The 11,130-nt window shown below is 57.8% G+C and carries 13 protein-coding genes and 1 pseudogene; 4 read left to right on the forward strand and 10 right to left on the reverse strand.

Annotated elements, in window-relative coordinates:
* The first annotated feature begins 17 nt into the window (after window positions 1-17).
* Window positions 18-320, forward strand: coding sequence for a hypothetical protein (locus MKX42_RS32045; RefSeq protein WP_209877347.1), 303 nt, complete (start codon window positions 18-20; stop codon window positions 318-320).
* 36 nt (window positions 321-356) lie between these two features.
* Here MKX42_RS32045 and sdaAA read toward each other — a convergent pair whose 3' ends face one another.
* The 3 genes from sdaAA to MKX42_RS32060 all read right to left on the reverse strand — a co-directional run bounded on the left by sdaAA (window position 357) and on the right by MKX42_RS32060 (window position 2,508).
* The gene (sdaAA, locus tag MKX42_RS32050; protein ID WP_340757445.1) at window positions 357-1,235 is read right to left on the reverse strand and encodes an L-serine ammonia-lyase, iron-sulfur-dependent, subunit alpha; all 879 of its coding nucleotides are present in this window, start codon (window positions 1,233-1,235) and stop codon (window positions 357-359) included.
* Window positions 1,232-1,948 (reverse strand): L-serine ammonia-lyase, iron-sulfur-dependent subunit beta, encoded by a 717-nt coding sequence (gene sdaAB / locus MKX42_RS32055; RefSeq protein ID WP_340757446.1) that lies wholly within the window; start codon window positions 1,946-1,948, stop codon window positions 1,232-1,234. The genes sdaAA and sdaAB overlap by 4 nt, the downstream gene beginning before the upstream one ends.
* A gap of 149 nt (window positions 1,949-2,097) precedes the next feature.
* Window positions 2,098-2,508, reverse strand: coding sequence for a GNAT family N-acetyltransferase (locus MKX42_RS32060; protein ID WP_340757447.1), 411 nt, complete (start codon window positions 2,506-2,508; stop codon window positions 2,098-2,100).
* 102 nt (window positions 2,509-2,610) lie between these two features.
* Here MKX42_RS32060 and MKX42_RS32065 point away from each other — a divergent pair.
* Window positions 2,611-2,814: pseudogene (locus MKX42_RS32065) on the forward strand (SDR family oxidoreductase); the annotation flags it as partial.
* A 66-nt stretch (window positions 2,815-2,880) separates the two neighbouring features.
* Complete coding sequence (locus tag MKX42_RS32070; RefSeq protein WP_340757448.1) at window positions 2,881-3,336, forward strand: hypothetical protein; 456 nt, start codon at window positions 2,881-2,883, stop codon at window positions 3,334-3,336.
* A 659-nt stretch (window positions 3,337-3,995) separates the two neighbouring features.
* Here MKX42_RS32070 and MKX42_RS32075 read toward each other — a convergent pair.
* From MKX42_RS32075 to MKX42_RS32085, 3 genes are all read right to left on the reverse strand, one after another.
* A complete protein-coding gene (locus MKX42_RS32075) occupies window positions 3,996-5,750 on the reverse strand; it encodes an NAD(P)H-hydrate dehydratase (protein WP_340757449.1) in 1,755 nt (584 codons plus the stop codon).
* A gap of 272 nt (window positions 5,751-6,022) precedes the next feature.
* A complete protein-coding gene (locus tag MKX42_RS32080; RefSeq protein WP_340757450.1) occupies window positions 6,023-6,655 on the reverse strand; it encodes an NAD(P)-dependent oxidoreductase in 633 nt (210 codons plus the stop codon).
* Between the two features lie 60 nt (window positions 6,656-6,715).
* Complete coding sequence (locus MKX42_RS32085) at window positions 6,716-7,129, reverse strand: GNAT family N-acetyltransferase (protein WP_340757451.1); 414 nt, start codon at window positions 7,127-7,129, stop codon at window positions 6,716-6,718.
* Window positions 7,130-7,370: 241 nt separating this feature from the next.
* Here MKX42_RS32085 and MKX42_RS32090 point away from each other — a divergent pair, with 241 nt between their 5' ends.
* A complete protein-coding gene (locus tag MKX42_RS32090) occupies window positions 7,371-7,679 on the forward strand; it encodes a hypothetical protein (protein ID WP_036732747.1) in 309 nt (102 codons plus the stop codon).
* Window positions 7,680-7,732: 53 nt separating this feature from the next.
* Here MKX42_RS32090 and MKX42_RS32095 read toward each other — a convergent pair whose 3' ends face one another.
* The 4 genes from MKX42_RS32095 to MKX42_RS32110 all read right to left on the reverse strand — a co-directional run bounded on the left by MKX42_RS32095 (window position 7,733) and on the right by MKX42_RS32110 (window position 11,055).
* Window positions 7,733-7,954 carry a YezD family protein gene (locus tag MKX42_RS32095; protein WP_036702087.1) on the reverse strand — a complete coding sequence of 74 codons (222 nt, stop codon included), beginning with the start codon at window positions 7,952-7,954 and terminating at the stop codon, window positions 7,733-7,735.
* Between the two features lie 101 nt (window positions 7,955-8,055).
* The gene (cysW, locus tag MKX42_RS32100; RefSeq protein WP_340757452.1) at window positions 8,056-8,919 is read right to left on the reverse strand and encodes a sulfate ABC transporter permease subunit CysW; all 864 of its coding nucleotides are present in this window, start codon (window positions 8,917-8,919) and stop codon (window positions 8,056-8,058) included.
* 135 nt (window positions 8,920-9,054) lie between these two features.
* Window positions 9,055-9,903, reverse strand: a complete 849-nt coding sequence (gene cysT / locus MKX42_RS32105) for a sulfate ABC transporter permease subunit CysT (RefSeq protein WP_340757453.1) — start codon at window positions 9,901-9,903, stop codon at window positions 9,055-9,057.
* Between the two features lie 30 nt (window positions 9,904-9,933).
* Window positions 9,934-11,055 carry a sulfate ABC transporter substrate-binding protein gene (locus MKX42_RS32110; RefSeq protein ID WP_340757454.1) on the reverse strand — a complete coding sequence of 374 codons (1,122 nt, stop codon included), beginning with the start codon at window positions 11,053-11,055 and terminating at the stop codon, window positions 9,934-9,936.
* Between the last annotated feature and the right edge of the window lie 75 nt (window positions 11,056-11,130).

Here is an 11,130-nt window from a genome sequence, read left to right on the forward strand (position 1 = left end):
GATAAGGATGAACAGCCATGGCTTTTGGAATCAACCGGGCGGAATTAACCCGCTGGAAACAGGCCGTCTCCGCAGGTGAGATTGCGTTCCTGACCCATTACTGGATCGATAAACGCTACCCCGAGATCACAACAGTCACCAAGGTGGGCTGCAGCGATCTGCCCCGCCTGCGGGAATGGTGCAGGAAGCACGGTCTCCCGGCGCGGTATATTCATAACCGCCAGCCGTTCCCCCACTTCGACCTCATGGGCCCGAAGCAGGCGGAGATTCTCCGGCAGGAGGGCTTATGGGAACACTTGGAACGCTTCCGTATGCTCTGATGTACAGCAGACTGCGGAGCGCCTGAGACCCGGCAGTTATTTCGGGTTCCGCAGATCCTTCATAATCCGGCGGCCGGTCGGGGTCTGGGCCAGCCCGCCCCCGGCTGTCTCACGGTGCTTCTCAGGCATCGCAGAGCCGACCTCCAGCATAACCTTAATCACTTCATCGGACGGAATCACGCTGCGGACACCAGCCAGGGCCATATCCGCCGCCGCAAGCGCCGTAACGGCACCGAAGCCGTTGCGGACAATGCAGGGAATCTCCACGAGTCCGCCTACCGGATCACAGATCAGCCCCAGTGTATTTTTGAGCGCGAGACCTACCGCATGTACAGCCTGTGCCGGAGTCCCGCCGCGCATCTCGGTCAACGCTCCTGCCGCCATGCCGATCGCTGAACCCACCTCGGCCTGACAGCCGCCTTCCGCACCCGATACAAAAGAATTATTAGCAATAACATACCCTATCGCTCCTGCCGCGAACAAACCGGAAACCATATAGTCATCGTCCCAGCCGAAGCGCTCCTGACAGCTCAGGAATACACCGGGGATAATTCCGCACGAGCCGGCGGTCGGTGTCGCAATAATCCGGCCCATAGAGGCGTTCACTTCAGATACGGCAAGGGCATACGCCATCGCCTGGCCTGCAGGTCCCCCGAGACAAGGCTCATCCGCTGCATTATAGGCAACCACCCGCTGGGCATCCAGGCCTGTCAGGCCGCTGCGTGAGGTGGTGTCTTCGGTCATACCGCGCTGCACCGCTTCCTTCATCACCCCGTAATACTCGTGCATGGTAGCGAACTCCTGCTCCTTGGAACGGCCGGATTCTGCACTCTGCTCCTCAAGCATCAGCGCGCCGATCCCAAGCTCCCGCTCCCCGCATAGTACAGCCAGCTGGCTGAGTGTTTGAAAATTCATGTTGTGATGTCCTTCCCCTTCTGTGTCTGTTCTTGTGTATTGCCGTTCAAATCGACTACCTTGACGCTCTTCACTGCCGGAAGCGCCCGCAGCTTCTCCAGCAGCTCCGCCGTGGCTGACTCATCCAGCTCCAGCACCGTCAAGGCCGCCCCGCTGCGGTTCTTCCGGTCCAGTGACATATGTCCAATATTGAACTGGCCCTCCCGCATGACATCCGTAACACTGGCCAGCACACCCAGATAATCCATATGCTGAATCAGTACCGTCGGGTACATGCCGGTCAGCTTCACACTGAAGCCGTCAATGTCCACAATCTCAATATTGCCGCCGCCGATGGATGTGCCGGTAAGGGTCATCTCCGTCCCGCTCTCTCTGCCTACAAGACGCAGACGGACCGTATTGGGATGAGGAAACAGCCCCGTTCCCTGACCGAAGGAGATGCTCATCCCGGCTTCGGCCGCAAGCTCAATGGAATCCGGCAGCCGGTGGTCGTCCGTGGCGAAGTCAAGCAGCCCCCCGGCGATCGCCCGGTCTGTCCCATGTCCCTGATAAGTCGCGGCAAAAGAACCGAAGAACGTAACCTCGGCCTCTCGCGGCAGCTCACCAAGCACCTGTCTTGCCGCCCGTCCGATCCGCGCGGCTCCCGCTGTATGAGAACTGGAAGGCCCGACCATGGCCGGACCTATAATTGAGAATACATCTTTAAATCTCATAGTTCTGGTCTCCCGCTATCTAAATTCGGCCATGTACAGCGAATGATGTAATGATGTACACCGTTCATTGCACAGCACTTTTATATTATACTGCGTCCGCACCAAAGCTACACTATTACATGAATTGTGATCTATTATCCGCTGCTCTTTTATTTCGAGAAAAGCAACAGCCCGTCCCGCTCCTGCCAGCCGATACGGGTCCAGAAACTGCGGCCCGGCGTATTATCTTCGATCACCATGAGATGGCACTTCGTTATGCCCGCTTCCAGCAGTTCTGCGAGGCAACGCCTCACCAGCTCACGGCCTGCACCGCTTCCCCGGCTGCCACTGTCGACCGCCACATGATAAATATAGCCTCTGCGTCCGTCATGCCCGCACATCGCTGTGCCCATAAGGGTGCCGTCCTCCTTCACGCACACCTGGCTGATGCCCGGATTCCGCTCCAGATAACGGATGATACACTCACGCGAGTCGGCTTCACTGAGACCCATTCCGTCCGTATTCTTCCATAACCGGTAAGCCGCCTCGTAATCGTCCCCTGTCATTGCTCTATATATCATGCATTCTCCCCATTTCTATGTTTATGACTCCACTTCACGCCGCACGCTTTTCTGGGCGCATGCATACCCATATACGGAAGCCATCTACCAAGGGCGCTATCGTCTCCCGGTCCGGTATGGACGCCGCTGATTCCCGCCAGCTTCTCTGCGGAGGAGATCAGTGTCTTCGGTACGGGGACTCCGTTCAAGCGTACGGCACAGCCTTACGAACTGGCAGAAGCCTATGTCTACCTGGCCAGCGGTGATACTTCTTATGTAACAGGCACCTGCATTCATGTTAACGGCGCAGACAGGGTTACCAGCTGATCCATGTCCAGGCTTCAGCCGGTCACTGCGGCCTTGTTCATTCCCAACCCGAAAGGATGTATAGCGATGAATCAACACAAGGATTTCAACCTGCCTTCTGTCCGCCTGAATGCGGGCATGTACGCTCTTACCAAGCTGTCGGCCGCCGGATTGACCTTCATCCTGATCTCCCTGTTCATGCTGATCCATGGCTATGAGAACGGAATTCCGACCGGCTGGCCGGTGTCGGTTCCTTATGCCATCTACGCCTACGGCCTACCGGCTGCCATCCTGGCCGATGCGCTGCTGCGCATGTTGCGCTCCACCTCGCTCAGCCCGGCGCTGGCTCTGTACGCGATTGCCGGCTATGGCGCCGGCCTGTGGCTCGCTGCGGAGCAGGGCGGCGACTCCCTTGTCTCCGGCCTTACCGGACTCGCCATCCTGCTGCTGTTCCGCATCGCCCAGATCGCGGGCGAACGCTTCCCTATCCTGCTTCCCTTCTTCGCCCTGTTCATTCCGCTGATCTGTCTGGTTTTGTTCTGACCTGGCGGGGTCAGACGGGGCAGAGAATGGGCCAGGGCTGAAACAGCGGCGGGACCGGCTTGCCGGGATAGGGCTGGAACATTCTAGGCTGGAATCCCGGATATCGGAGCAGCGTAGGCTCTTAATTTACGGATTAGCTAAGTAAGAGGAAGCCACAGACTACTTGTGTTCGGTTTTAGCATCCATTGGGCCCGATGACCTCCCGTTGGCACATTGTGTTCGGTTTTCCGCTTCAGCCCTCATTATGCCCACCCGCTATTTTAGATCTGATGCTAGGTGGAGCTCTAACATTAGGGTGTTAACTTAACCTCCAGCATATCGCACTCCGCAGGATGCCTACAGCGAACAATTGGAGAAATGTGTCTTAATTCATCCGTTTTTGCCGATTTCAGGCAAGCAGGTGGAAAAACTACAACTAATAAAGTTAGTTTTGCCGCCTGGGGGTGAAATGTGCTAAATTAAGTGTCGTTTATCCAACTAACGTCCCGCCAGGGCACATCCGCTCATCATCAGGTGGACAAAATCCACCTATTATCCGCTCAAGCAGACAGCAGACTAACATAGACTTTAAGCTCGAAGCAGAGCCGTGCACCAAAGCGAGCAAGAGCTTGAACTTGTTAAAGGAATGTTGGTTGGAGAAATCAAGCTGGTGCTTACACTTACAGCGCTTCGATAATATCCCCGGCGATCAGGGCGGCAGGATGGTCCCGCTTCCGGGCGGCGCGTTCTCCGGCCAGCCCATGCAGATAGACTCCGAATGCTGCGGCCTGATCCGCCTCCAGGCCCTGGGCCAGCAGACCGGAGATGATGCCCGTCAGCACATCCCCCGCACCGCCGGTTCCCATACCGGGATGCCCGGTGATGTTAATATAGGCCCGCCCTTCGGGCGTTGCTATTACGGTATGGGCTCCTTTGAGTACAAGGATTACCCCATGCTGAACTGCGTAAGACAATGCCAATCCGATCCGGTCCCGTTGCACCTCCGCTGTTGATATCCCTGCCAGACGGGCCATCTCCCCCGGATGCGGGGTCAGAATAACCGGATGGCGGCGGCTCCAGCTCCGGTAATCGGCATCCGCCAGTATATTCAGCGCATCCGCATCGATAACCATAGGACCATCCGTCTCCTCCCACAGTCTGCGGAGCCACTTCGTATCTCCTTCGAACCGGCCCAGACCGGGGCCGATGGCTGTACAATCGCGGCTGGTACTCAGCCGCAGCACTTCAGCGGCCGTACCCGAGTTCCACTCTCCGTCACCTCCGGTGACCGGGGCCAGCATCAGCTCCGGTACAGAACCGATCACATAGGGCAGCAGCTTCTCCGGCAGCGCCCAGGTTACCAGCCCGCAGCCTGCACGCAGTGCAGCGCGGGCAGACAACAGGCCTGCGCCGCTCATGCGCAGGCTTCCTGCTGCAAGCAGGACATGCCCGTAGGTGCCTTTGTGGCCCTCGGGCGAACGGCGGCGCGCCAGGTCAACCTTCAGGCGCACCGTCAGTACTTCCGGCGTCAGCAGGCTGACCTGGACGCCGCCCTCCCGGGCATGGGCAGCGGGTATGCCAATGGAGCGGACCACGACCCGCCCGGCGGCCTCTGCGCCGGGATATTGCAGCAGCCCCCGCTTCAGGAACGCGAGGCAGACGGTCACTGACGCATGAATGCAGGACTCATGCGTCTCCCCCGTGTCCGCATCCAGCCCGCTGGGGATGTCCGCGGATACAATGGCTCTGCCGCTGGCGTTCGCAGCGGCAATCAGCTCCGCATAGGCACCGCGCGGGGCTCCCGCGCTGCCTGTGCCGAGCAGCGCATCTACGATGCCGCTGCATGCGGCAAGGTCCAGGGCATCCCTGCCGTAGACTACGGCAGGGATGCCCATGGCTGCAGCGGCATCACGCTGCAGCGCGGCTTCGCCGGCCAGCGACTCCGGCGCGGCCGCGTACACCAGCGTGACGGCGATGCCGGCCTCACGCAGGTGCCGGGCGGCGGCGAGGCCATCGCCGCCGTTGTTGCCCTTGCCGGCGAGGACGAGCCAATGCTCTTCCCCGGCAGCGGCAAGCGTCAGCGCTGCATCTCCGCTGACGGAGAAGCCCGCAGCATCAGCGCCTAAGCCTGGCGCCCTGCGCCCGCTTGACGCACCCGCTACGCCATGAGTTGCTGCCGTTCCGTCCGACTGCATTCCGCCACCTGGTATTACCGCTTCATTTCTCCGCACTCCGCCACCAGCCGTACCCGTTCCATTCCACTTCGCTCCGCCACCAGCCACATCAGCTACGCTTGCCCGGCGGCGGCATAGGGCGATGACCTCCTCGGCAATGGCCCGGCCGGCATTTTCCATCAGGGCGATGGCCGGGATGCCCAGCCGCTCAATCGTGTCGCGGTCAAGTTCCCGCATCTCCTCCGCTGTCACTACATCCATTGGTCCAGACCTCCTTCATAGTTGCTTCGATTGTACTAAGTCCCGTTTCAGCAAGCAAATAACCCAGGTAGCTCATGGCGGCCAACGAGCGACAAGCCCCTTAAACAGCAAAAAGCCCTCCCGCTACGAAGAGGACCTCTATGTAAAAGGTACAGACTACAACTAGACGGATAACCATTGGAAAATCAGGCGTTTTAGTTGTACAGAGTGCGATTAAACCTGCCTCTGACTCTACTTCCTGCCTTTTCACCTTCCGCCCGCGTACACTCCCATCAATACCCTACAGTAAACCTGGCTCTGCTGAAATTGCCTTCCTCCAGCTCATCGATGACCGCCACAGCGAAATCCTGGATGCTGATGCCGCTCCGGCCGTCTTCATCTACAATAAGCCGGTCAAGGCCGATACGGAATTGACCGGTACGGCGCCCGTCTACCAGTGCGGCAGGCGGACTAAGATACGTATAATCCAGTTCTGATCCTCTATAGATCTCATAGGCATTGGCGTGAGCCGAAGCCAGCGCGCGGTAGTCCTCCGGGAATCCGGCGGTGTCCATCAGCCATTCTCCCGATTCCGTCTTCAGGCTGCCCGCTCCCCCAACAATGATCAGACGCTCAAGTCCGGCTGCACGCATCCCCTCCAGCAATGAATCCGCCACCCGCAGCAGATCATTCTCATGCCCCGCCGCTGGACCGAACGCACTGATTACCTCTTCATGCCCGCGCACCGCTGCCGTTACCGAGGCCGGGTCCAGCAGATCAGCAGCCACTACCCGCAGCCGCTCATGCTGAAGGCCGAAGGCTTCGGGTCTGCGTACCGCAGCTGTGACCTCGTGTTTTCTTTTTAACGCTTCCTGTACGATGGCACCTCCAACTCTGCCCGATGCTCCAAATACTACAATATCCATTCTCCCGCCGCCTCACTTTCCTAATCTGCTATCCCTTATCATTACACGGGTTCACCCTATTTATCGCCGCAGGAACATTCCCTGTGAAGCAGGCATGACCGGCGCGAACCCGTATTTGGCATACAGCTTGGCCGCTTCCCCGTCAGCAATGAGACTGATATACGCCTTCTCCGGGACACTGTCCAGGAACGCGCGGATTTCCCGCATGATGCTTTTTCCGAGACCCTGTCCCTGGAAGGAGGGCTTCACAGCAATATCTGTGACTTGAAAAAAACATCCCCCGTCCCCAATAACCCTGCCCATGCCCACCAGCAGCTCCCCGGCATACACCGTCACTGCAAAAGCGGAGTTAGGCAGCCCGGCGGACGCCCCCTCTATGCTCATCGGACTAAGCCCGGCTTCCTGCCGCAGCGCCAGATAATCCTCAACTGAGGGCAGCTCCTGCCGGATCTCCGGCTGTACTGAATTTGTCATATCGTTCCTCCTGTATCCTTTATCCTGTATCCTGCAATCTACACGCAGCCACGCTGCCATACTGATACCAATATATATGTATTTGTTCAAAATTGAAACGCCCCGCCTCCTCCAGCGTACAATAACTCAAAACACAGCACTTGCTCTCTGCGGGCAGACAGGTTATTCTTACCCCGTATCCTTGGGTAAACTGTGGAATAAACAAGCGACACTATTATTTTGGAAGGTTGGTGAAGTAATTATGTCTCCTACAGGGAAACTGTTTAAATGGGGAACTTTCGCTTATGAGGCTTTTCTGGCGCTGCCGATTATCGGGGGAAGCTTTGTTGTAGCAAATGCCTGGGCGCCGCTCGGAATCGCTTTTCTGCTGCATGCTGTAGCCATAATCATTCTGCTGAGAGAGCGCGGTCCGATTATCGGGAATGCAGTGGGCGTCGTCACCTCGGTGGTTGCTTTGATTCCTTTTGTCGGCTGGGTGATGCATGCCATTACCGCTATCATTCTGCTCGTAGAAGGACTGAGCGGATCACGGCGCAATCCACGTTACTAATAGTCAATCACAAAAGACCTTCGATGGGGTAACCCGTCGAAGGTCTTTCTGTATTATCCTCGTCCTCCAGTACGGGTATCGGTCCGCCGGCTTCCGGTCTCTCCACTACCACGTGAATTTGCTGTGCTGTTCTCGAAACGTTTGCGCTCCGTGCGCTCCATCTGTACGATTTGGCCTTCATGCACTACGATGTGCAAGGAACCGAATTCCATATCGTCGAGCAGTTCCGTTATCCGCGCAAGCCATACCTCATCCACCTTCAGTGGTTTAGCCATTCGCAAGCCTCCCTTTCCCGGTTAGGGAAGTAACTCTGCCTAAATTCCGTTATTACCGCCTTGTATACTATGAATTAACTTAGCACGGCACCCAATAGCTGTCAATGAGCATTTTTGCGTACAAGCAGGCTTTTTACAACCATCGTCACCAGTGCCAGCAGGAGCAGCAGAGAAGCAACCGCGAAGGATGCCGAAAACTGATATTCGTTGTACAAAATTTCGACATGCAGCGGCAGCGTATTCGTCTCCCCGCGGATATGCCCGGACACCACCGAGACGGCCCCGAACTCGCCCATGGCCCGTGCATTACAGAGAATAATGCCGTACAGCAGCCCCCACTTAATATTCGGCAGCGTTACGCGCCAGAAGATCTGCCACCCGTGTGCACCGAGCGTAATCGCAGCCTCCTCCTCCTGTGTACCCTGCTCCTCCATCAGCGGAATCAGCTCGCGGGCTACGAACGGAAACGTGATAAACAGCGTGGCCAGCACGATGCCCGGCAGGGCGAAGACGATTTTGATATCATGATCGCTTAACCAGGGGCCGAACCAGCCGTGCGAGCCGAACACCAGAATGAAGATCAGCCCGCCAATCACCGGTGATACCGCAAAGGGCAGATCGATCAGCGTAATCAGAAAACCCTTGCCGCGAAAACGGAACTTGGTCACCGCCCACGCCGCCGTTACCCCAAAAACCGTATTCAGCGGAACTGTAATCGCGGCGACCAGCAGCGTCAGCTTCAGCGCCGAGGCGGCGTCCGGGTCGGTCAATGCGGCCCAGTAGACATCCAGCCCCCGCTTCAGCGACTCCACCAGCACAATGACCAGCGGCAGCGCAATCAGCCAGAGCAGGACCAGTCCGGCCAGGGAGATGAGCACCCATTTCACCGCTTGTGACTCCGCCCTTGAAGGCGATGACGTGCCTGTACGCGGCCCGGGGACATGCAGGGGAACCGTACCGGCCATATTTATTCCTCCTAAAAGTTTTGTTGGTATATGCATCCTGAATCCGCTCCTAACAAAACTCGCTTCGGAAGCTTAAGCTTAAGTTTTGTTGGTATATGCATCCTGAATCCGCCTCGAACTAGAACCTCCCTGCCCTTAACGCGAGCTCCTCCGCGCCCAATGCTGAAGGCCGTTGATGACCAGCAGCATCAGGAAGGAGAGCAGCAGCAGAATCAGGGCCACGGCGGTCGCTCCGGCGTAATCGAACTGCTCCAGCTTGGACATGATCAGCAGCGGGGCGATCTCTGTGCGCATCGGCATATTGCCGGAGATGAACACGACAGAGCCGTACTCGCCGATGCCCCGGGCGAACGCCAGGGCGAAGCCCGTAAGCAGCGGGGGGAGCAGCTCCGGCAGGACAATCCGCAGGAAGGTCCGCCCGCGGCCTGCTCCCAGCGTAGCGGCGGCCTCCTCCATGTCTCTGTCCAGGTCCTCCAGCACCGGCTGCACTGTGCGGACGACAAAGGGAATGCCGATGAACATCAGCGCCAGCGTGATGCCCAGCGGTGTGAAGGCTACTTTGAAGCCCAGCGGCGTCAGCAGGGAGCCGATCCAGCCGTTCTGGGAATAGAGGGCGGTCAGCGATACGCCCGCCACGGCTGTAGGGAGCGCGAACGGCAGGTCGATCAGGGCGTCGAAGATTCTTTTACCGGGGAATTCATACCGCACCAGCACCCAAGCCAGCAGCAGTCCCAGAAAAACATTGATCAGGGCCGCAGCGCCCGCCGTACTTAAGCTGACACGGTAGGAGGCCAGGACGCGGGCATCCGTAGCCACATCCCAGAACTTGGCCCAGCTCAGCCCCGTTGAATTGAAGAGCAGCGCGGACAGCGGCAGCAGGACAACAAGACTCAGATAGAGTACGCTGAACCCCATCGTAATCCCGAACCCCGGCAGCAGCCTGCGCCGTACCGTCCTTGCAGCAGCTTTGGTCGTGACATTCATGTGCCCATTCATCCTTTCAAGACTCCGCTATCAGCTGCCCGGTACGTAGATTTTGTCGAAAATCCCGCCGTCATTGAAATGCTTCGCCTGGGTCTCCTTCCAGGTTCCGAATTTATCGGCCAGGGTGAACAGCTTGATCTCCGGGAATTGATTCTTGAACTCGGCCTTCACGCTATCCAGTGTCGGACGGTAATAGTTCTCGGCAGCAATCTTCTGGCCTTCCTCGGTGTAGAGATATTTCAGGTAGGCATCTGCTACCTCACGGGTTCCTCTTTTATCGACCACCTTATCCACCACCGCAACCGGCGGCTCAGCCAGAATACTCTCTGACGGATTCACAATCTCGAATTTGTCCGGACCCAGCTCCTTGATGGACAGATACGCCTCATTCTCCCAGGCAATCAGCACATCCCCGATGCCGCGTTCCACGAAGGTAGTGGTGGAGCCGCGCGCTCCGGTGTCCAGGACCGGTACATTCTTGAACAGCTTTTGCACGAATTCCTGAGCCTTGGCTTCATCATTATTATTGTGGTCCAGCGCATAGCCCCAGGCAGCCAGGTAGTTCCAGCGGGCACCGCCGGAGGTCTTGGGGTTAGGGGTGATGACCTCTACGCCCTCCTTCAGCAGATCGGGCCAGTCCTTGATGCCTTTCGGATTGCCTTTGCGGACCAGGAAGACGATGGTGGAGGTATAAGGGGAGCTGTTATGCTCATACTTACTCTGCCAGTCCGCGCCGATCAGCCCGGCTTCTTGAAGGGCATCAATGTCATACCCGAGCGCCAGCGTAACGACATCCGCCTCTAGCCCATCCAGCACAGCCCGGCTCTGCTTGCCCGATCCGCCATGCGATTGCTTGACGGTTACCTTCTGGCCGGTCTCCTGCTCCCAGTAGGCGGCGAAGGCCTTGTTGTAGTTCTCATACAGCTCACGCGTCGGATCGTAGGATACATTCAGCAGCTCGACCGGTTCCTTTGACTGTGTCTGGGCAGCTTCCGTTGTGGCCGGAGAATTTGCAGCCGCTTCTGTGGGGGCCGGGGCCGCTGTTCCGGCACCCGCACTGTTCCCTGCATTACTGTTCCCGCAAGCCGTAAGCCCTGCCGTCAATATCAATGCAAACCCGGCGAGAAGCCCCTTCTTGATCCCTTGTGTCATCTTAGCCCACTCCCCCATAATAGTCTTGTAACAAGCAATAGACGCAGGAAAGCCCGCTTGCGGCAAGTCAAACCG

Source organism: Paenibacillus sp. FSL R7-0204 (assembly GCF_038002225.1).
GTDB lineage: Bacteria > Bacillota > Bacilli > Paenibacillales > Paenibacillaceae > Paenibacillus_AQ.